We start from the raw sequence: 20,633 nt of genomic DNA, 5'->3' as shown, positions 1-20,633 counted from the left end.
AAACCCTGCCGCCGCTTTTAGGCCATCGGTAGCGGGTCGATCAGTTGGCCGCGCCACCCGAGGAGTCGCCGCCCGACGAGCCGTCCGAGGAATCGCCGCCGGAGCTATCGCTGCCAGTGTCGGACCCGGTGTCGGAACCGGACGTGTCACCGCCCGCATCCGTGCCCGAATCCGTGCCGGACCCGTCGGTGCCGCCATCGGTGCCGGAACCATCGGTGCCGGTGCCGTCAGTGCCGGAACCATCGGTGCCGCCATCGGTGCCCTCACCATCGGTGCCTTCGCCATCGGTCCCTTCGCCACCGGAAGTATCGTCCGACGCGGAAGCATTGGCGTTGCCGCCGGTCCCGACGTTCTCGCCTTCCTTCCCGGTCAGGATACGCTCACCATTGACGCGGATAAGCGTACCGTCGACGAGGTTATACTCCAGCTTGATGTCCTTGCCTTCGCGCGTCGCGTCCACCGTCATCAGCGAACCGCTGCGCTGGATATGAATGCCGGTGAACCCCTGCGCGGTCAGCGCCTCAGCCACGGCCTGATCGTTCTGGGCCTGCTTGAAGGTGGGCAGGCCGTTCCATTCGATCGTACCCACCGGGGTTTTCGCGTCCGTCCCCTCGGCCGGTATCAGCGCGGTTTCCGCCGCGGGGGGCGTGGTGACGACCGTGGGGCTTTGCGCCATGGCGGTGGTTCCCGCCAAGGCGGTCAGGGCAGAGATTTTCAGGACGACAAGTCCGGTCTTGAACGTATTGGTAAGCATCAAACAATTTCCTTCAGATTGGAAAGTTCGACACTCAACCCCCGGGCGCCGGGAACGGTTGCCCCCGCTCACGGTAACTTCAGAACCATGTGGTTCAGTTGCCACAGTGGCGCGTCACCTAGGCCTTGATGTCCACGCCAAGGTGCCGTGCGACCGTGAATATATCCTTGTCGCCGCGCCCGCACATATTCATGACGATCAGGTGATCGGCCGGCAGTTCCGGGGCGATTTTCGCGACATGGGCCAGCGCGTGGCACGGCTCCAGCGCCGGAATGATGCCCTCGGTTTCGCATGACAGGGTGAAAGCCGACAGCGCCTCGGCATCGGTGATGCTGACATAATCGGCCCGGCCCTGATCCTTCAGCCAGGCGTGTTCAGGCCCGATTCCGGGGTAATCCAGACCGGCACTGATCGAGTGCCCTTCAAGGATCTGGCCTTCCTTGTCCTGCAACAGATAGGTGCGGTTGCCGTGGAGCACGCCCGGGCGGCCGCCGGTCAGGCTGGCGCAATGCTGCATGTTGTCGTCGACGCCCTTGCCGCCGGCCTCAACCCCGATGATGCGGACGGATGTATCGTCAAGGAAGGGATAGAACAGCCCCATGGCGTTCGATCCGCCACCGATCGCGGCGATCAGCGTGTCGGGCAAGCGGCCCTCGCGCTCAAGGATCTGTTCCTTGGTTTCGCGGCCGATGATCGACTGGAAATCGCGGACCATGGCCGGATAGGGATGCGGCCCCGCGACCGTGCCGATGCAATAGAAGGTGTCGCGCACATTCGTCACCCAGTCGCGCAGCGCGTCGTTCATCGCGTCCTTCAGCGTGCCGCGCCCCGAGGTGACCGGCACCACATCCGCGCCCAGAAGCCGCATGCGAAAGACGTTCGGCGCCTGCCGTTCCACGTCCGTGGCGCCCATATAAACCACGCATTTCAGCCCGAAACGCGCGCAGACCGTCGCCGTCGCCACGCCATGCTGCCCGGCGCCGGTTTCGGCGATCACCCGGGTCTTGCCCATGCGCATCGCCAGCAGGATCTGGCCCAGCACGTTGTTGATCTTGTGGCTGCCTGTGTGGTTCAGCTCGTCCCGCTTCATATAGATCTTGGCGCCGCCCAGCCGCTCGGTCAGGCGTTCGGCGAAGTAAAGCGGGCTGGGGCGGCCGACGTAATGGGTCCAAAGATCGTCCATCTGCGCCTTGAAGGCCGGGTCGTTCTTGGCGCGCTGATATTCCGCCTCGAGATCAAGGATCAGCGGCATCAAGGTTTCGCTGACGAAACGGCCGCCATAGATGCCAAAGCGGCCACGCTCGTCAGGGCCGTTCATGAAGCTGTTCACAAGGTCGTCCATGGATCGGTACCGCCGCTGATGAGGAATGGATCAGAGGTTTTTCTTATAGCCGATGTGCGAGGGGGTAAAGCCAAGCCTGTCATAGAAACGATGCGCGTCGCCGCGGGTTTTGTTGGTGGTCAGTTGCAGCAGCCCGCAACCGGCGGCCAGCGCCCGGGCTTCGGCATCGCGAAACATCGCCTCGCCCAGACCCCTGCCGCGCCGATCTGCGGCGACGCGCACGGCCTCGATCTGCGCGCGCCGGGTCGCGGTCAGCGACAGGCCCGAGATGAAAGTGATCTGATAGCAGCAGACCACCCGGCCCGCTTCCGTCCCGATGATCAGGTGGTTGTTCCCCTCGGCCCGCATCGCGTTGAAAGCCGCAAGGTAGACGGCAGGATCTTCGGTTTCACGCGCCTGGCCCAGAAGATCGTCGGCCAGCAGCGCGATCACCGCGGGCACATCCTCGCGGTCGGCGGGGCGAAAGGCGACGGTGGTCTGATCGGTCATGAAAAAGGGCTCCGGCTGTGCATTCGGTCGGCGGCTGGCGGTGGCCGGGTTATTCGCGTTGACCGACGCCGCCCAACCCGGGGGCAAGGTATGATCCCGACGGGCGAAATCAGGCGTCCGACGCGGCCTTGATGAAGTCGGCGATCAATGCCGCGTCCTTGAGGCCGGGGGCGGATTCGACGCCCGTCGACACATCGACGGCGCTTGCCCCGGTCAGCTTGATCGCCTGCGCGACATTCGCCGGATCAAGCCCGCCCGCCAGCATCCACGGTTTCAGAAAACGCCGCCCGACCAGCAACCGCCAGTCGAAGGCCACGCCGTTGCCGCCGGGAAGCACCGCATCCTTCGGCGCCTTCGCGTCGACCAGCAGCATGTCGGCCACCAGACCATAGTCCCACAGCGCCTCGGCGTCCTCGGCGGTGGCGATGCCCACCGCCTTCATCACCGGCAGGCCGGTCAGCGCCTTGACCTCGGTCACACGCGCGGGCGTCTCGGCGCCGTGAAGCTGGATCATGTCGAGCGGCACCTTGGCCAGCACCTCGGTCAGCGCCGCGTCCGTCGGGTCCACGAACAGCCCCACGCGCATGATGCCGGGAGGCACGTCGCGGGCGAGTGCGGCGGCCTGCTCGGCCGACACGTTGCGCGGTGATTTCGGAAAAAACACGAACCCCACGAAACGCGCGCCCGCCACAAGCGCGCTCGCCACATCCTGCGGCCGGGTCAGTCCGCAGATCTTCACCGCGCTCATGACGCGAAAACGCTCATCTGGAAATCGCGGGCGGGTTGGCCGGCGCATCGACGATGGCCAGAACATCATCCTGAGGCGCAACGGTGCGGGTCTCGCGCAGGCGGCCCATCTCGCGCTCAAGGCTGGCGAGTTCACGGGCGCGGCGGGCGGATTCGCTGCGCAACTGCGCCTCGCGCAGCCATTCCCAGACCAGCCCCAGAACCATGCCGATCAGCATCGCCAGCAGGATCAGCAGGAACAGCGGCATGGTCACCTGCCAATCCAGCCCCAGATAGCTGCCCAGATTGGCCGGGAACACCTTGACCGTCACCATGCCACGATTGGCAAGCGCCAGGCCGATCAGGACGATGGCCAGCAATATCACAAACAAGAACCGGATCGCGCGCATGGTGGGTCCCCCGATAGATCGCAGGACGCTTTTAGTCCTGTTCGGCCTTGCCGTTCAACCGGTCGCGCAGAAGTTTCCCGGCCTTGAAGAACGGGACGTGCTTTTCATCGACGTTGACCGTTTCGCCTGTCCGGGGGTTTCGACCCTGCCGGGCATCGCGTTTTTTCACGGAAAAGGCGCCGAAGCCGCGCAATTCGACGCGATCACCCCGCGACATCGCGCCGATGATCTCATCGAACACGGTGTTGACGATACGCTCCACGTCGCGCTGAAACAGGTGCGGATTTTCCTCGGCGATGGTCTGGATAAGTTCGGAACGGATCATGGTACCCCTGATGGGTTGCTGGCCCGTGACCGGGCGGTCTTTGTTTGTCTATGTGACAAGAAACGCGATAGTCTAGAATTAGTTGCAACGGATTTCAAATCCGCCGCCGCCTGCCGGCCTTGCGACCGGAACCGCAGCGGCCCTGAACCGCCCAAAAGGAAACCCCGCCCCGGTTTCCCGGAGCGGGGTGATTTCGTTCAGGATCGGCCGTGATCAGTTGCGGCTTTTCAGCGCCGCCCCAAGGATATCGCCCAGCGAGGCGCCCGAATCGGACGAGCCATACTGTTCGACGGCTTCCTTTTCCTCGGCGATTTCGCGGGCCTTGATCGACAGACCCATGCGGCGGGTCTTGGTGTCAAGGTTGGTCACGCGCACATCGACATGATCGCCGACCTGGAAGCGCTCGGGGCGCTGTTCCGAACGGTCGCGCGACAGGTCCGAGCGGCGGATGAACGACTTGACGCCGTTATATTCGACCTCGATCCCGCCATCCTCGATCGCGGTGACGGTGACGGTGATCACGCTGCCGCGCTTCACGCCGTCAACGGCCTCGGACATGGTGTCGTTTTCCAGCGCCTTGATCGACAGCGAGATGCGTTCCTTCTCGACGTCGACTTCCTGAACGACGGCTTTCACCATGTCGCCCTTGCGGAAGTTCTGGATCGCGTCCTCGCCACGCTCGTCCCACGAGATGTCGGACAGGTGGACCATGCCGTCGATATCGCCGTCCAGACCAACGAACAGACCGAATTCGGTGATGTTCTTGACCTCGCCCTCGATCTGGGTGCCGGCCGGGTGGGTTTCGGCAAAGACTTCCCACGGGTTGCGCTGGGTCTGCTTGAGGCCAAGGCTGACGCGGCGCTTCTGGCTGTCGATTTCCAGAACCATGACGTCGACTTCCTGGCTGGTCGAGACGATCTTGCCGGGGTGGACGTTCTTCTTGGTCCAGCTCATTTCCGAGACATGGACCAGACCTTCGATGCCGGCCTCCAGCTCGACGAAGGCGCCGTAGTCGGTGATGTTGGTCACGCGGCCCTTGTGGACCGAGCCCAGCGGGAACTTCTGTTCCACCGAATCCCACGGATCCGACTGCAGCTGCTTCATGCCAAGGCTGATGCGGTGGGTTTCCTTGTTGATCTTGACGACCTGAACCTTGACGGTTTCACCGATCGACAGGATTTCCGAAGGATGGTTGACGCGGCGCCATGCCATGTCGGTGACGTGCAGCAGGCCGTCAACGCCGCCCAGATCGACGAAGGCACCGTATTCGGTGATGTTCTTGACCACACCGTCGACGGTCTGGCCTTCGGTCAGGTTCGAGATGACCTCGGCGCGCTGTTCGGCGCGGCTTTCTTCCAGAATGGCGCGGCGCGACACGACGATATTGCCGCGGCGGCGGTCCATTTTCAGGATCTGGAACGGCTGCTTCAGACCCATCAGGGGGCCTGCGTCGCGCACCGGGCGCACGTCAACCTGGCTGCCGGGCAGGAACGCAACCGCGCCGCCCAGATCGACGGTGAAGCCACCCTTGACGCGGCCGAAGATGGCACCATCGACGCGCTCTTCCTTGGCATAGGCCTGCTCCAGCCGGTCCCATGCCTCTTCACGGCGGGCTTTCTCGCGCGAGATGCTGGCCTCGCCGCGGGCGTTCTCGACGCGGTCCAGATAGACCTCGACCTCATCGCCGACCTTGATGTTGGCTTCCTCGCCGGGATTTGCGAATTCTTTCAGATCGACGCGGCCTTCCATCTTGTAGCCGACGTCGACGATGGCCTGGCCCGCCTCGATGGCGATGACCTTGCCTTTGACGACCGAACCTTCTTCGGGGGTGTCGATTTCGAGGCTTTCATTCAGGAGGGCCTCGAACTCCTCCATCGTCGCTTTAGCGCACATGCGTGTACAGTTTCCTTTGTGTCATGTTTTCTGGCCGTGCGGTTGGCTCCGCCGGTCTGTGTGCTGTCCTCGGGTAACGACAAAGGGTCGCGGCATAATGCCCGACCCATTTCCCAAGCGGCCTGTTGTGGCCATGTAACCGTTAGACTTGTGGCGGATATAACGGCCCGCGACGGGATAAGCAAGGGTGCGTTACCGCGCCATGCCCTTAGTCACAAAGCCGGCTGCGCCTGTCATAGCGCAGTTTTCCGTAATGATCCGGGTCGGCCGGGTCGCCGGTTTTCGGCCGGTGCGGGACCACCGTGCCATAGTCGGTCCTGCGGTTGATCAGATCGACCTCGGCCCAGCCCGGCGTCCATTTCAGCGCATCGGCGTCGATGCTTCGGGTCTGGCATATGCCGATGTCACGGACCGTCGCCGCCTGATCGCCGCTCCGATCCGGTGCGCGGCGTCGCAGGTCGATCAGATAGCCGCCGCGCCGGTCCAGGCCGACAACCCCGAACCGCAGGGGCGGCAAGGTGATGGTTTCGCCCGGCGCGCTGAAATTCAGCCGCTCGCCCGACCAGTCGTTGCCGGCGGTAAAGCGCAGGACCGCCTGCCCCGGCGGCACCAGCACCCGAAAGAACGCACCACCCCGCACATAGGCCGACAACAGAAGCGCGCCGGTATCGGGGTCCCGAAGCTCGGCAAGAAAATCCTGCCCCGGGTCGGTCATGACCTGAAGCGGCAATGTCGCGGGCAGGCCCGAATAATTCCGCAGCAATCCCGTCTTTGGTCGGTCCGGCGCCTCGGCCAGCGCGGCGTGGGTGCCACAGATCAGCGCGGCCAGCAGGGTTACTGTGGCAAGAAAGGTCGGGCGGTTCGGCGGTTTGCGACGCATGGCTTTGAACCCGGCAAGGGAGATCCGGCAAGGACGTCCCTATTCAGGGCGTATTCCGGCCGCAAGGCAACGCATATTCCGCATCGGCCCCCGGCGCACGATCCGCGGAGGTTTGCCGATGCGCCGCAGTGGTCAGCCGCGATGGTTTTCCAGCCGCTGGGCGACCAGCGCGGCCGCCTGAGAGGTCGCCTCTTCGATCGACAGAAGGGTGGTGTCCAGAACGACCGCATCCTCGGCCGGGCGCATCGGCGCCACGTCGCGGGCAGCGTCGCGGGCGTCGCGTTCGCGCAACTCGGCCAGCGTCTGTTCGTAATCCGCGCCCAGTTCGGCGGCGCGGCGCGCGGCGCGGGTGCGGTCGTCGGCGGTGACATACAGTTTCACCTCGGCCTCGGGGCAGATCACCGTCCCGATGTCGCGCCCGTCCAACACTGCCCCCGCCCCGGTCCGGGCAAAACGGCGCTGAAACACGATCAACGCCGCCCGCACCTCGGGGATGGCCGCCACGCGCGATGCCGCCTGCCCGGCTGTGGCCGAACGCAGGTCCGGGCGCAACAGGTCGGTCGCCGACAGCCGCCGGGCCGCCTCGATCGGATCACCGCCGATCGCCCCCACGGCGCGATAGATCATGCCGGTATCCAGATGGGCAAAGCCGAAACGTTCGGCCAGGGCGCGGGCGATGGTGCCTTTTCCGGCGGCGGCGGGGCCATCAATGGCAATGGTGAAGGGCATGGAATCCTCAGACGATTGCGGTCTCGGCAAAGGCGCGACCGTCCAGCACCCTTTGCATACCGAGGGCCGAGAGGTCCAGCGTCTGCCAGTCGCCATGCACGATCTGCTCGGCTATGCCGCGCCCGACGGCGGGTGCCTGCTGAAGCCCGTGACCGGAAAAGCCATTCGCATGGTAAAGGTTGCCGACCAGCGGGTTGCGGCCCAGAATCGCATTCTGATCCAATGTGTTATAGTCGTAATGCCCGACCCACCAGCGAGTTACCTTGACCTGATCGAAACCTTCGGCCCGGTTGTAAAGCGCGGGCCAGATGAATTCCTCGAACAGATCGGTGTCGGCACTGAAATCATCCGGCGCGCAAGGGCCGTCGGCGGCGGGCACCGTGGCGGTGATCCACTGACCATGCTCGGGGCGCAGGTAATATCCCTGATGGTCGATCAGCAGCGGCGCATCGGGGTGGCGCGCATTCGGCGCGTCGATCACGAACACCGTCCGCTTGCGCGGCTCGACCGGCAGATCAAGACCCATCGTCCGCATCAGCATCGCCGCGCGGGTGCCGGCGGCGTTGACGAAATGCCCCGCCTCGACACGACCGCCCTGTTCCAGCAGCGCGGCGACGATCCGGTCGCCCTGCCGTTCAAACCCCAGCACGCGGTCCTTGACGAAGGTCGCCCCCTGCGCGCGGGCCGCGTTCCGAAACCCGGTCAGCAAACCCATGTTGTCGAACCAGCCTTCATCCCGACCGCCAAAGCTGCCGGCGGTCACATCGTCAAGGTTCATCCACGGGAACCGGCGCGCCAGCGCCTCGCGATCCAGCACCTCGGTCGCGGCGCCCAGTTCGCGTTGCATCGCGGCCAGGCTTTCCAGCGTCGCCCGCCCGGTCTCGGTGCCGGTCAGGAAAAGATAGCCGTTTTCCTTCAGCCCAAGGTCGGGGACGCCGCCTTCCGGGCCAAGCTGGCCCATAAAATCCCGCATGAAATCAATGCCAAACTGGCTGATCTCGACATTCACCGGGTTCGAGAACTGCTGCCTGACCGAGGCCACCGACAAAGCGGTGGCACTGGTCGCATAAGTAGGGTCGGGCTCGACCACCAGAACCCGCAAGGCGGGGTTCATCCGGGTCAGCCAAAAGGCCACCGATGAGCCCATCACCGCCCCGCCCGCGATCACCACGTCATACATGCGCACCCCCATTCAATCGGCAGGACTTTATCAGCGCCACCGGCAGGCGAAAGAGGCAGAAAAAACGCCGGCCTTCTAAAGGACCGGCGTTTCATGATCAGCGTGAAAAAAGATCGGCGTGAAAAAATCGAGCGGATCAGCCGCCGGCCAGTGTCTTGGCGACCTCGGCGGCGAAATCCTCTTCCTTCTTCTCGATGCCTTCACCGACGGCGACGCGGGCAAAGCCCACCACCTCGACGCCGGCCTCCTTGGCGGCCTGCGCCACGGTGATGTCGGGATTGATGACGAATTTCTGGCCCAGAAGCGTCACTTCCTCAAAGAACTTGGCCATGCGGCCGACGATCATCTTTTCGATCACCGCATCGGGCTTGCCGGATTCGCGGGCCTGCTCGGTCAGAACGGCCTTCTCGCGTTCGACCAGTGCGGGGTCCAGATCGGCTTCGGACAGCGACGCGGGCGAGGTCGCCGCGACATGCATGGCGATCTGCTTGCCGATGCCGTTGTCGGCACCTTTCAGCCCGACCAGAACGCCGATCTTGCCAAGGCCATCGGCGGCGGCGTTGTGGACATAGCTGACCACATTGTCGCCGGTCACGGTGACCATGCGGCGCAGCGTCATGTTCTCGCCGATCTTGGCGATGGCGTCGGTCAGGACTTCGGACACCGGCTTGCCGTTGATCTTGGCGTCGTTGAGTTCCTCGACCGTGTTCACATCCAGCGCCGCCTGCGCGATCTGGCGCACCATGTTCTGGAATTCGACGTTCTTGCCGACGAAATCGGTTTCCGAGTTCACCTCGACCGCGACGCCCTTGCCGTCCTTAACCGCGACGGCGACCAGGCCCTCGGCGGCGACACGGCCGGATTTCTTGGCGGCCTTGGCCAGACCCTTGGTGCGCAGCCAGTCGACGGCGGCTTCCATGTCGCCATCGGTTTCGGTCAGCGCCTTCTTGGCGTCCATCATGCCTGCGCCGGTGCTTTCGCGCAGTTCCTTCACCATCGCTGTGGTGATTGCCATCTGGCTTCTCCTTCGATCCATCAAAGCTTCAGGCGGGGATTGCCACCCCGCCTGTGTCGTCATTCAGCACGCGCCCTGTGACCGTGCCGTGAAGGCCGGCCGATCAGGAATCGGCGGTCGCGGCCTCGGCGGCGGCGGCGCGGGCGTCGGCGTCGTCCAGATCCTCGTCCGGGGTGGCTTCCATCGCGCCCAGATCGACACCGGCGGCGCCCATCTGCGCCGACATGCCGTCCAGCGCCGCGCGGCTGACCAGATCGCAGTAAAGCGCGATGGCGCGGGCCGCGTCGTCATTGCCCGGGATGATGTAATCCACGCCCTTGGGCGAGGCGTTGCTGTCCACGATCGCGACGACCGGGATGTTCAGCTTGTTGGCTTCGAGGATCGCGAGGTCCTCTTTGTTCACGTCGATCACGAACAGCAGGTCCGGCAGACCGCCCATCTCGCGGATCCCGCCCAGGCTGGCTTGCAGTTTCTGCTGCTCACGCTCCATGCCCAGACGCTCTTTCTTGGTCAGGCCCTCGGCGCCGCCGGCCAGCGCCTCGTCGATCTGCTTCAGGCGCTGGATCGACTGGCTGACGGTTTTCCAGTTGGTCAGCGTGCCGCCCAGCCAACGGTGGTTCATGTAATACTGGGCCGAACGCTCGGCGGCGTCGGCGACGGCCTTCTGGGCCTGACGCTTGGTGCCGACGAACAGAACCCGGCCGCCCTTGGCGACGGTTTCGCGCACGACGTTCAGCGCCGCGTCCAGCATCGGCACGGTCTGGGTCAGGTCGATGATATGGATACCGTTGCGCTCGCCATAGATGTACTCGGACATCCGCGGGTTCCAGCGCTGGGTCTGGTGGCCATAGTGAACGCCAGCTTCCAAAAGCTGACGCATGGAGAATTCGGGAAGCGCCATAACAGTTCCTTTCCGGTTTCGCGCCTTGGCGGGGGTCTCAGGGGTCCGAACGACCCCCAACCGGTGGACCTTGACGGGATTTCTCCCCGTCGCGGCCCGCACCCCGCCTGTGAAGTGCGCGCCGTTTATGCCAGCCGCCGGCGAAATGCAAGTGCCCTTGGTCGGGCGGCCGCGAAAACACCGCCATCAGGGCCGATTCGCTGCAAAAGCGTGCGAAACGGGGCGTTGGCGGTGGTCGGCGGTAGTCGGGGACGGGTCGAAAATAGGCGGCATTTTATCGACCTTCCGAAACCCGGGAAAACCGCAAGGCGGAGCATTTCCGCTGATTTGCCCGATAAACCGAACCTTAACCAGTCGGGCGCTAAAACAGGGTCAGGTTGCGGGTCGGAAAGGTGGCGGCACATGACAACAGCATGGCAAGCGGCGCGACGGGACGCGCCGGCAGGATGACGCATATCCTTCACCTGCCCGCGCGTCTCGATCTGCCGGCCGCCCGGCCGCTTGCCGCGCAGATCCGCGCGGCGATGGACGATGATCTGTCGCTGAACGCCGCCGGGGTCGAGCATCTGGGCGCGATCTGCCTGCAAACCCTGCTTGGCGCGGCGCAGGCCTTTGCCGCGCGCGGGCTTGTCCTGACCATCGCACCCCGATCCGCCGCGTTCGAGGATGCCTTGGCACGGTTCGGCGCGACCGCCCATTTCGCCGGATGCCGGGGCGTGACATGACGCTGAACATCCTTGCGGTCGATGACAGCCGCACCATGCGCGAGATGCTGCGGACGGCCTTGGGCGCGGCCGGCATGACGGTCACCGTGGCCAATGACGGGGTTCATGCGCTCGAGGTCCTGGCCGCGATGAGCCCCCTGCCCGACGCCATCATTTCGGACATCAACATGCCGCGTCTGGACGGTTTCGGGTTCATCCGGGCGGTGCGCCGGAATGCCCGGACCCGCGCCGTGCCGATCCTGTGCCTGACGACGGAAAGCGCCGATGACCTGAAAATGCGCGCGCGCGATGCCGGCGCCACCGGCTGGATCGTCAAACCGTTCGACCCGCAAGGGCTGATCCGGTCGCTTTACATGATCACGGGCTGAGGAGGCCGCCGATGTCCCCCGATCCGATCTCCCCCCATCCTACGGCCCCCGATCCGCTGGCCCCAGATCCGATGGCCCAGATCCGCGCCGGATTCTTCGGCGAATGCGAGGAACTGCTGGAGACGCTGCACGACGCGCTGACCACCCTTGAGGCGCGGACGGGCGACGCCGAGACCATCAATGTGGCGTTTCGGGCCATCCACTCGATCAAGGGCGGCGCCGGCGCTTTCGGGTTGCAGGCGCTGACCGCCTTCGCGCATGGGTTCGAGTCGGTCATGGACGCATTGCGATCCGGCCGTCTGGCGCCGTCCCCGCAGACCGTCGGGTTGCTGTTCAGGGCCAGCGATGCCCTTCAGGATCACGTCGCCGCCGCGCGCGATGGCTTGCCGCCACCCGAAGCCGGCGCGGCGGTCCTGTCGCTGCTTGAGGGCTTGGCCGGCGGGCCAACGGACGGCTCTGCACAGCCGGAGATCGTGTTCGCGCCGGTAAGCGTCGATCTCGATTTCGCGACCCCGGACGCGCAGGGGAAACCGGAAGCGATGGGGCAACCGGAAGCGATGGAAGGCGCCGGGCCACAGGCTGCGGGGTGCGAACCGCCGGTCTGGCTGATCGAATACACGCCCCATCACCGGCTGTTCGCCTCGGCGAATGAGCCGCTGATCCAGTTGCGGGCATTGGCGGCGCTTGGCGCGGTTGCCGTGGTTCTTCATGCACCGCCCGAGATTTCGATCGACGACGCGGCGGTCGAGACGCCCTGCCTGTCCTGGACGATCCGCCTGACCGCCCGGGTGACCGAGGCGGAAATCCGCGCGGTTTTCGCATTCGTGGCGGACCTGTGCGATCTGCGGATTCTGCGCGAAACACCGGCACGACAGCCCGCGCCCGATATGCCGGCGGATATGCCGGCCAGCGAAAGGACCGCTGCCACCAGCGATGCGGCCCCGGTCCCGGCAGCGGGGTTTGCATCACGGCATGATCCACACCCGCCCCTCGTCCATGGTCCGACGCTGGGGGCGCCCGGCTTACCGCGGCCCGGCATGCCACCCGCGCCGGAACAAACGCCGGCCGTCTGCGTCGATACCGTCCGCGTCGACCTTGAAAAGATCGACCGACTGGTGAACCTCGTCGGTGAGTTGGTCATCAATCAGGCCATGCTGGCGCAAAGCGCGCAGGCGGCGGGTTTGGATTCCCATCCCGATGTGAACGCCGGGCTGGAGGCTTTCACGACACTCACCCGCGACATTCAGGACAGCGTCATGCTGATCCGGGCGCAGCCGATAAAACCGCTGTTCCAGCGCATGGCCCGCATCGCCCGCGAGGCGGCGCTGGCGGTCGGCAAGACGGTCCGGCTGCGCTGCACCGGCGAGGCGACCGAGCTTGACAAGACCGTGATCGAACGTCTGGCCGATCCGCTTACCCATCTGATCCGCAACGCCGTCGACCACGGGCTTGAAACGCCCCAATCGCGGCTCGCCGCCGGCAAACCCTCCGAAGGGGAAATCACGCTCTCGGCCTTTCACCGCGCCGGTCGGGTGATGATCGAGGTCGGGGATGACGGCGCCGGCATTGATCGCGGCAAGGTGCATCGGATCGCGCGCGCCAACCGGCTGATCGCCGCGGATGCCGCGCCAGGCGATGCGGAGATCGACGGGTTTCTGTTTATGCCCGGGTTTTCGACCGCCGGCCGGGTTTCGTCGCTGTCGGGTCGCGGCGTCGGCCTCGATGTGGTCAAAAGCACCATCGGCGCGCTTGGCGGCCGCATCTCGGTCCACTCGGCCCCGGGCATCGGCACGCGCTTTTCGATCTCGCTGCCGCTGACGCTGGCGGTGCTGGACGGAATGGTGGTGCAGGCGGCAGGCCAGACGCTGGTCGTGCCGCTGTCGGCGATTGTCGAGACGGCGATCCTGAAACCCACCAGCGTCAAGCGCGTCGGGCCGGATCTTCAGGTCCTGCACATCCGTGACCGGGTCGTGCCGCTGTTCGATCTTGGCGCCCGTCTGGGCTTTCAGGGCGGCGGCGAGATGCCCGAACGGGGCATCGTGCTTCTGACCGCCGATGATGACGGCACTAGCGCGGCATTGATCGTCGACGCGATTCTGGATCAGCGGCAGGTGGTCATCAAAGGCCTTGGACCCGGGTTCGGCCCGATGCCCGGCGTCGCGGCGGCCACCATTCTGGGCGACGGTCAGGTCGCGTTGATCCTCGATCCCGCCGATCTGGTCCGGAACGCCGCTCCGAACGCGCGGCACAACGAGATCGCACTTGCAGGGTAACGCCATGATCACTTCGTCCGACAACCGCAACGGCCCGGAAATCGAGCTTCTGTCATTCAGGATCGCGGAACAGGAATATTGCGTCGATATCATGCAGGTGCGCGAAATCCGCGGCTGGACCAAGGCCACGCCGCTGCCCTTCGCGCCGCCTTATGTGAAGGGTGTCATCAACCTGCGCGGCACCGTCCTGCCGGTGATCGACCTGTCGGCGCGGCTGGGCATGGCGCCGGCCTGCGGCGATGCGCGCAACGTCGTCATCGTCGTGCAGTTGCGGGGCCACACCGCCGGGCTTCTGGTCGAGGCGGTCTCGGACATCCTCGCGATCGCAAAGGCCGAGCTGCAACCGCCCCCCGACGCCGCCATCGCGGGATCGGGGGGGTACATCAACGCGCTGACCCTTGTCGAGGACAGGCTGATCCGCGTGCTGGACCTTTCCGCGATCTTCGCCTTTGGGGCGCATGAGGCAGCATGAGCATCGTCCGGTCCCGGCGGCGGCAGGACAACGCGCCGTTCGAGCGCGCAGCGCGCATCATCCGGAAAGCCGCCGGCATCGCGCTCAGCCCCGCGAAATCCAGCCTGATACTGTCGCGGCTGAACAAGCGCATCATCGCCACCGGATCGGCCGATCTGACGGGATATCTGGATCTGATCGAAGGCCCCGAGGGAGAGGCCGAGATGCCGTTCATGATCTCGGCCCTGACCACGAACGTTACCCATTTCTTTCGCGAGCGGCACCATTTTGAAACCCTTGAACGTCAGGTCCTGCCCGAGCTTGCAAACCGCCCCTCGGGCCAGCCGATACGGATCTGGTCGGCGGGATGTTCCAGCGGGCAGGAAGCCTATTCCGTCGCCATGATCGCCCATGCCGCAGGGGCGCGGACGGCCGAGGCGACCCACATCCACGGCACCGACATCGACCATTCGATCCTGGACCGCGCGCGCATGGCGGAATATTCGGCCGCCGAGATGGAAAACATCCCGCGCGCAATGATTTTCGAGCATTTCCACAAGACCCCGACGGGCTACAAGGTCCGAGGCCCGCTTGCCCGCATGGTTTCGTTCGATCGGATGAATCTGGTCGCAGCCTGGCCCGCCGGCATCCGCTATGACGTCATTTTCTGCCGGAACGTGGTCATTTATTTTGACGCCGCGACGCAGGCGGAACTGTGGCGCCGGTTTCATCAGGCGCTGTCGCCCGGCGGATGGTTGTTCATCGGCCATTCCGAACGCATCGCGCCCGAGGCCCAGAACCTGTTCAACTGCGCCGGCATCACAACCTATCGGCAAAGATCGTGACCGGAGCAGCTGAATGAGCCTCAAGGACAAAATTCAGATCATGGTGGTGGACGACATGTCGACCAGCCGCGGTCTGATCGTGCAGGCGCTGGAGGCGATGGGCATCCCCAACATCCAGCACGCCGCTTCGGGACCCGAGTCGATCTTAGCGATGGACAAGCGGCCGGTGCATCTGATCCTGTCGGACTACAATATGCCGGAAATGGACGGGTTGCAGCTTTTACGCGCGGTCCGCGGTAACCCGAAAACCAAAGCCGTCGGCTTTATTCTGATTACCGGCCGCGCCGACCAAGAAATTATTGACACAGGGCGTCAACTTGGGCTGAACAATTTCATCAGGAAGCCATTCACACCACAGGATTTGAAAGCATGTCTCGAAGCGGTGGTCGGTCGGTTCTAGGGATTGATATGACGAACGATAATATGGAAGAATCCGCATTTTTCGCCCGTATGGCGCGTGAAATCCGCGACGCGGCCGATGATTGCGCCGCGTTGCAGGTCGATATGGTGATCGCCGACCAACCCGCGACGATCGGGGATGACGGCATCGTCAATCTGCAACGGCTCGATCAGGTCACGCAGATCCTGACCGATCTGGCGGCGGCGCTGGATGTCGTCGCGACCGTCAAGACCGATGGCACCGCAATTCCGGCCGAGGCGCTGCGCCGGGCGATCCGGCTGCGCAGCGTTTTTGACCGGCTGTCGGGCGCCGCGCCCGCCGGGCGTAATACCGCCGCCGAGCGCGCCACGATGTTCCACGACGTGACCTTTTTCTAAGGCGCCGCTTTTCAGGTCCGGCTTGGCGGCGCGGCCGCCAACTATCCGGCCCGGTTTTCCATATCCGTTTCCGGCGAAGCTTCGGCTTTCCCAAGCCGCCGAGCGTACGGACCGGGGCATAACCCAAGGAATGCTGCGAACCAGTTCAGCCGTGACCGCGACGGTCCGCCCCGATGCATCGGCCCGGGATGTCGCGCCCTTGGAAATTCGGGCGCTTGGAAGTTCGGGCGCTTGGAAATCAGGCACCGGGAAGTCGAACCCTTGGACGTCGGGCACTAGGAAGTCGGTTCCATGAAAACGGCGCCGTGGAAGCCCCGATGGTTCGGCCCCCACCGCAGCCACAACCGAACCCCGATCATGGCGCGAAATATCCGCCGATCACCGGTTCCAGCCCCGGCCCAGCGGCGACGTTCCGCCGTCAGCTTTCCAGCTCGGCGTCCCAATACAGATAGTCGATCCAGCTTTGATGCAGATGGTTCGGCGGAAAGCGTCGGCCGGCCGCGTGCATTTCCTCGGCCGAGGGGCGGTGCGCCGGGCGCCGCAATGTCATCCCCGAGGCCTTGAGCGATTTATTCGCCTTGCGCAGGTTGCAGGGCGAACAGGCGGCAACGACGTTTTCCCAACTGGTCACCCCCCCGCGCGAGCGCGGCACCACGTGATCAAAGGTCAGGTCGCCCTTTGCGCCGCAATATTGGCAGCAGAATTCATCCCGCAGGAAAAGATTGAAGCGCGTGAATGCCACGCGCTTCTGGGGTTTTACGTAATCTTTCAGAACGACGACCGAGGGTATGCGTATCGCCTCGCGCTGACTTCGAACGATTTCATCGTATTCGGCGATGATGTTGACCCGATCCAGAAACACCGCCTTGATCGCCTCTTGCCAGGGCCAAAGCGACAGCGGGTAATAGGAAAGCGGCCTGAAATCGGCGTTCAGGACAAGCGCCGGAAAATGCCGCAAAGCCGAGGGCTCTCGCACGAATTGCGTCCGGAAATCTTCGGCGTGATTGGCAGCGTGATCCAGCATCATCTATCCTGATCGTCCATCCCTCGCGGGCCTTGCCAAAGGACCCTTTCGACAAACTATATATCGCGGTCGGTTTCTGGCAAGCCCCTGCATGTATTGCCCGTAGACTTGCCAATCTATTGTGTCGCAGGCGTGACAGCAACGCGACGATAGGGTGAACTCTGGACAGGATCGGAAGGCTTTGCGAAAATCGACCCATGGCCACCGAACCCCCACCCATAATCGGCACGCTGGAAACCGCATTATACGCCGCCGACCTTGCCGCGGCCGAAAAATTCTGGGGCGAGACCATCGGGCTCAGAATGATCGCGCGGGTCGACGGACGGCATGTGTTTTTTCGCTGCGGTGCCCAGGTCCTGCTGATCTTCAACCCGGCCGTGACGGAACAGCCGCCCACGCCCGACAGCGCGTTGCCCGTGCCCGCGCATGGTGCGCGCGGCCCCGGTCATTTCTGCATGTCGGCCGCGCGCGCCGATATTGACGGCTGGCGCGCGTATCTGACCGAAAATGCGGTTGAGATCGAGGCCGATATCATCTGGCCCAATGGCGCGCGATCAATCTATTTTCGTGATCCCGCCGGAAATTCGATCGAAATCGCCGAGGCCGCGCTGTGGTCCTGACCGGCGGAACTGTCTGACGGACGGGATCCAACGGGCGGGAACGGCGCGCCGCTCGCTTAACGACGGTGCCTTAACGCCGGCGGCCTTTTTGGGCCTTCGCATAGGCGGACTGAAGCCGGGCCGAAGCCAGAACCACGGCGGCACTGCCCGAAAGTGCGATGGCGGCTGCAAGAATCATGCTCATGACTGGGTCCCCTTAACTCGTCCTCACAACCTCAACGTAATCGCCCTGTCCGGGGTTTCAATCCCCCGCGTTCGCATAGCCCAGTTCTTCGCGAAGAAACGCCAATGCCACCGACAGCCCGTCGGGCGCGATACCGTGGGCGGTCCCCTTCATGACATGGCCGTAGACGTCGAAGCCCGCCGCGATCAGGGCATTCCCGGCAAGCTGCATATCCTCGAACGGCACGACCGGATCCTGATCGCCATGAATCAGCAGCACCGGCGGCTTGACCCTGGCCTCGGCGGCCAGCAGTTCGGGCATCAGAAGCCGGCCGGAAAAACCGACGATGCCGGCGACGGGCTGGTCACGGCGCGGCGCGACATGCAGCGCCATCATCGTGCCCTGCGAAAACCCGACCAGCGCCATCCGGTCGGGCGTCAGCCCCTCATCGGCAAGGACCTTGTCCAGAAAGCCGTTCAGATCGCGGACCGAAGCCGCCTGCGCCTGTTGCGCCTGCGCCTCGGTTGAGCCGTCGATCCACGGGATCGGAAACCATTGCCGCCCGGCCGGGTTGGCGACGCTGGGATCGGGCGCGTCGGGCGCATAGAACGCCGTATCGGGCATATGGGGCAGAAGCGCATCGGCCAGCCCCAGCAAATCGGCGCCATCGGCACCGTAGCCATGTAGGAAAACCACCACCGAGCCCGGCTTTTCGGGGCCCTTCCGTCCTGATTGCAGTTGCCGCGTCATGAAACCCCCTCGCGCCCCTTGGCCATGCGGTAATAGGCCCACAGCGCCCGCGCCGCAACCGATCTCCATGGGCGCCAGGGCTCGGCGAGGGCGCGCAGCGCGACCGGTCCGGGGCGTGCCGGCAGCTCAAAGATCAGCCGCGCGGCCTCGGCCAGCGCCAGATCACCGGCGGCGAAGGCGTCGGCCCGGCCAAGCGCGAATTTCAGATAGATCTCGGCCGTCCATTGCCCCACGCCCGGCAAAGCGACAAGCGCCGCGATCACCGCATCGTCGGACAAGTCGCGCAACCCCTGCCAGTCGACGGGCGCCGCTGCGATCCCGCGCAGATACCGGATTTTCGCCGCCGACAACCCCGCCGCCCGCAGCAAAGCGTCATCCGCCGCGATGATCGCGTCGGGCGCGGTCAGTCCCGCAGCCGTCATCCGCCCCAGGATCGCGCCGGCCGCATGGGTCGAGATCTGCTGACCGACGATGGTTTCAAGCAGCGCCCCAAACCCGTCATCCCGGCGCCGCAACGGCAGCGGTCCCAGCGTGGGCAGCACGCGCGCCCAGACCGGATCGCGTTCCATCAGCCAGCGCGCGCCCTCGGCCAGATCCTCGGGCCCCGAGATGATCCGCATGTTCCGGCCCTGCGACACGCTGTCCCCCGCCAATCGTCGCCCTTTCCATTTGCACGGCGCAAGGTTAACCAACCGCAAGGCAAAGGAAACCCGAACCATGCAACATGCGACCTCTTCACAGCCGATGCGGCGCGCCTGGCGCAACGTGGCGGTGCTGACGGTGGCGCAGGCGGTTCTGGGCGCGCAGATGCCGATGATCTTCATCGTCGGCGGCCTGACCGGGCAGATGATTTCACCCGATCCCTGCCTCGCCACCCTGCCGCTGTCGATGATCATCCTTGGCAACGCCCTGACCACCCGGCCGCTTTCGGCCTTCATGGGGCGTCACGGGCGGCGCGCCGGGTTCATCCTTGGCAACCTCGCCGGTGCGCTTGGCGCGATCATCGCCTGCTTTGCGATCTGGATTCACTCCTTTCCCGTTCTGGTTCTGGGCAGCCTGTTCACCGGCGTCTACATGGCCTCGCAGGGTTATCTGCGTTTCGCCGCGACCGACACCGCGCCCGAGGCGTTCCGGCCGCGCGCAATATCCTATGTTCTGGCCGGCGGTCTGGCGGCGGCGCTGATCGGGCAGGCGCTGGTCCGGGTGACGGCCGAGGCGATGGCGATCCCGTTTCTGGCCACCTATGCCGCCGTCGCGATCATGAATCTGCTGGGGCCGCTGGTCTATATGTGGCTGGATATTCCCCGCCTGCCGGTGCGCGCCCACAGCGACGGCGCGCGGACCCCGATCATGAAACTGCTGGGCCAGCGGTCGATCGCGCTCGCGGTGATCTGCGGCACGATCAGCTATGCGCTGATGAACCTGGTGATGACCTCGACGCCGCTGGCCATCGTGGGCTGCGGGTTTACCACCGGCGATGCGGCGGGCGTGGTCTCGGCCCATGTGCTGGCGATGTATGTGCCGAGCTTCTTCGCCGGCGCCCTGATCAGCCGCTTCGGCGTGCGCCGGATCATCGCCGTCGGGCTGGTGCTGTTGGCTACCGCCGGCGTCATCGGCCTGACCGGGGTGAACCTTGGTCAGTTCTACGGCACGCTGATCATGCTGGGCATGGGCTGGAACTTTGGCTTCATCGGCGCCACCGCGCTTCTGACCAGCTCGACCCCGCCCGAGGATCGCGCCCGGGTTCAGGGCATCAACGATATGGTGGTGTTCTCGGGCGTGTTTCTGGCCTCGCTCTCCTCGGGCTGGCTGATGAACTGCCATTCCGGGGCCAGCGCCCAATCGGGGTGGAGCGCGGTGAACATGGCGGTATTCCCGCTGATCCTGGTCGCGCTTGCCGCCCTGATCGTGATGAGCCTGCCGCGCAAGCGCCCCGGTGTCTGATACCAGCGCCTGACCCCGGCGCCTGATCTCGGTCGCTGATCCCGGCGCC

At 64.9% G+C, this 20,633-nt stretch carries 24 protein-coding genes; 9 read left to right on the top strand and 15 right to left on the bottom strand.

Features of this window, described 5'->3' with window-relative positions:
- Positions 1-40: 40 nt before the first annotated feature.
- The 12 genes from ACFSCT_RS07115 to rpsB form a co-directional block, all read right to left on the bottom strand.
- Positions 41-754 (bottom strand): hypothetical protein, encoded by a 714-nt coding sequence (locus ACFSCT_RS07115; RefSeq protein WP_379141387.1) that lies wholly within the window; start codon positions 752-754, stop codon positions 41-43.
- 118 nt (positions 755-872) lie between these two features.
- Positions 873-2,096, bottom strand: a complete 1,224-nt coding sequence (gene trpB, locus ACFSCT_RS07110; protein ID WP_379141385.1) for a tryptophan synthase subunit beta — start codon at positions 2,094-2,096, stop codon at positions 873-875.
- Positions 2,097-2,126: 30 nt separating this feature from the next.
- Positions 2,127-2,585, bottom strand: coding sequence for a GNAT family N-acetyltransferase (locus tag ACFSCT_RS07105; protein WP_379141383.1), 459 nt, complete (start codon positions 2,583-2,585; stop codon positions 2,127-2,129).
- Positions 2,586-2,694: 109 nt separating this feature from the next.
- The gene (locus tag ACFSCT_RS07100) at positions 2,695-3,333 is read right to left on the bottom strand and encodes a phosphoribosylanthranilate isomerase (RefSeq protein ID WP_379141381.1); all 639 of its coding nucleotides are present in this window, start codon (positions 3,331-3,333) and stop codon (positions 2,695-2,697) included.
- Positions 3,334-3,346: 13 nt separating this feature from the next.
- The gene (locus ACFSCT_RS07095; RefSeq protein WP_379141379.1) at positions 3,347-3,721 is read right to left on the bottom strand and encodes a lipopolysaccharide assembly protein LapA domain-containing protein; all 375 of its coding nucleotides are present in this window, start codon (positions 3,719-3,721) and stop codon (positions 3,347-3,349) included.
- 31 nt (positions 3,722-3,752) lie between these two features.
- Entirely contained in the window at positions 3,753-4,046 is a 294-nt protein-coding gene (ihfB, locus tag ACFSCT_RS07090; RefSeq protein ID WP_379141377.1) for an integration host factor subunit beta, read from the bottom strand.
- A gap of 213 nt (positions 4,047-4,259) precedes the next feature.
- Entirely contained in the window at positions 4,260-5,939 is a 1,680-nt protein-coding gene (rpsA, locus tag ACFSCT_RS07085; protein ID WP_379141375.1) for a 30S ribosomal protein S1, read from the bottom strand.
- Positions 5,940-6,147: 208 nt separating this feature from the next.
- Positions 6,148-6,819, bottom strand: a complete 672-nt coding sequence (locus tag ACFSCT_RS07080) for a P-loop NTPase family protein (protein WP_379141373.1) — start codon at positions 6,817-6,819, stop codon at positions 6,148-6,150.
- A gap of 132 nt (positions 6,820-6,951) precedes the next feature.
- Positions 6,952-7,548, bottom strand: coding sequence for a (d)CMP kinase (locus ACFSCT_RS07075; RefSeq protein ID WP_379141372.1), 597 nt, complete (start codon positions 7,546-7,548; stop codon positions 6,952-6,954).
- A gap of 7 nt (positions 7,549-7,555) precedes the next feature.
- Positions 7,556-8,728, bottom strand: coding sequence for an NAD(P)/FAD-dependent oxidoreductase (locus tag ACFSCT_RS07070; RefSeq protein WP_379141370.1), 1,173 nt, complete (start codon positions 8,726-8,728; stop codon positions 7,556-7,558).
- 136 nt (positions 8,729-8,864) lie between these two features.
- Positions 8,865-9,743, bottom strand: a complete 879-nt coding sequence (gene tsf / locus ACFSCT_RS07065) for a translation elongation factor Ts (RefSeq protein ID WP_379141368.1) — start codon at positions 9,741-9,743, stop codon at positions 8,865-8,867.
- A 103-nt stretch (positions 9,744-9,846) separates the two neighbouring features.
- Positions 9,847-10,644 (bottom strand): 30S ribosomal protein S2, encoded by a 798-nt coding sequence (gene rpsB / locus ACFSCT_RS07060; RefSeq protein ID WP_379141366.1) that lies wholly within the window; start codon positions 10,642-10,644, stop codon positions 9,847-9,849.
- A gap of 413 nt (positions 10,645-11,057) precedes the next feature.
- On the opposite strand from rpsB, the gene ACFSCT_RS07055 reads away from it, so the two are divergent.
- The 7 genes from ACFSCT_RS07055 to ACFSCT_RS07025 are packed head-to-tail and all read left to right on the top strand — an operon-like array spanning position 11,058 to position 16,083.
- Positions 11,058-11,369 (top strand): STAS domain-containing protein, encoded by a 312-nt coding sequence (locus ACFSCT_RS07055; protein WP_379141364.1) that lies wholly within the window; start codon positions 11,058-11,060, stop codon positions 11,367-11,369.
- Entirely contained in the window at positions 11,366-11,737 is a 372-nt protein-coding gene (locus ACFSCT_RS07050) for a response regulator (RefSeq protein WP_379141362.1), read from the top strand. The genes ACFSCT_RS07055 and ACFSCT_RS07050 overlap by 4 nt, the downstream gene beginning before the upstream one ends.
- A gap of 11 nt (positions 11,738-11,748) precedes the next feature.
- Complete coding sequence (locus tag ACFSCT_RS07045) at positions 11,749-14,010, top strand: chemotaxis protein CheA (protein ID WP_379141360.1); 2,262 nt, start codon at positions 11,749-11,751, stop codon at positions 14,008-14,010.
- Between the two features lie 4 nt (positions 14,011-14,014).
- Positions 14,015-14,482, top strand: coding sequence for a chemotaxis protein CheW (locus ACFSCT_RS07040; protein WP_379141357.1), 468 nt, complete (start codon positions 14,015-14,017; stop codon positions 14,480-14,482).
- Positions 14,479-15,306 (top strand): CheR family methyltransferase, encoded by an 828-nt coding sequence (locus tag ACFSCT_RS07035; protein WP_379141354.1) that lies wholly within the window; start codon positions 14,479-14,481, stop codon positions 15,304-15,306. Before ACFSCT_RS07040 ends, ACFSCT_RS07035 begins: the two co-directional genes overlap by 4 nt.
- Positions 15,307-15,319: 13 nt before the next feature.
- On the top strand, positions 15,320-15,706 hold the full coding sequence (locus ACFSCT_RS07030) for a response regulator (RefSeq protein ID WP_379141352.1): 387 nt from the start codon (positions 15,320-15,322) through the stop codon (positions 15,704-15,706).
- An 8-nt stretch (positions 15,707-15,714) separates the two neighbouring features.
- Positions 15,715-16,083, top strand: a complete 369-nt coding sequence (locus tag ACFSCT_RS07025; protein ID WP_379141350.1) for a hypothetical protein — start codon at positions 15,715-15,717, stop codon at positions 16,081-16,083.
- A gap of 418 nt (positions 16,084-16,501) precedes the next feature.
- Here the strand turns inward: ACFSCT_RS07025 and ACFSCT_RS07020 are convergent, their stop codons facing one another.
- Entirely contained in the window at positions 16,502-17,107 is a 606-nt protein-coding gene (locus ACFSCT_RS07020) for an HNH endonuclease (RefSeq protein ID WP_379141348.1), read from the bottom strand.
- Positions 17,108-17,304: 197 nt separating this feature from the next.
- Here ACFSCT_RS07020 and ACFSCT_RS07015 point away from each other — a divergent pair, with 197 nt between their 5' ends.
- Positions 17,305-17,727: a VOC family protein gene (locus ACFSCT_RS07015; protein ID WP_379141346.1), complete on the top strand. Its 423-nt coding sequence runs from the start codon at positions 17,305-17,307 to the stop codon at positions 17,725-17,727.
- A gap of 241 nt (positions 17,728-17,968) precedes the next feature.
- On the opposite strand, the gene ACFSCT_RS07010 is transcribed toward ACFSCT_RS07015, so the two are convergent.
- Positions 17,969-18,640: an alpha/beta hydrolase gene (locus ACFSCT_RS07010; RefSeq protein WP_379141345.1), complete on the bottom strand. Its 672-nt coding sequence runs from the start codon at positions 18,638-18,640 to the stop codon at positions 17,969-17,971.
- Positions 18,637-19,260 (bottom strand): DNA-3-methyladenine glycosylase family protein, encoded by a 624-nt coding sequence (locus tag ACFSCT_RS07005; protein WP_379141417.1) that lies wholly within the window; start codon positions 19,258-19,260, stop codon positions 18,637-18,639. Before ACFSCT_RS07005 ends, ACFSCT_RS07010 begins: the two co-directional genes overlap by 4 nt.
- 97 nt (positions 19,261-19,357) lie before the next feature.
- Here ACFSCT_RS07005 and ACFSCT_RS07000 point away from each other — a divergent pair, with 97 nt between their 5' ends.
- A complete protein-coding gene (locus ACFSCT_RS07000) occupies positions 19,358-20,584 on the top strand; it encodes an MFS transporter (RefSeq protein ID WP_379141343.1) in 1,227 nt (408 codons plus the stop codon).
- Positions 20,585-20,633: the final 49 nt, after the last annotated feature.

Source organism: Paracoccus pacificus (genome assembly GCF_042680785.1).
GTDB lineage: Bacteria > Pseudomonadota > Alphaproteobacteria > Rhodobacterales > Rhodobacteraceae > Paracoccus > Paracoccus pacificus.
Note: the sequence above shows the minus strand (reverse complement) of the source record. Positions and strands in the feature narration are given on the sequence as shown.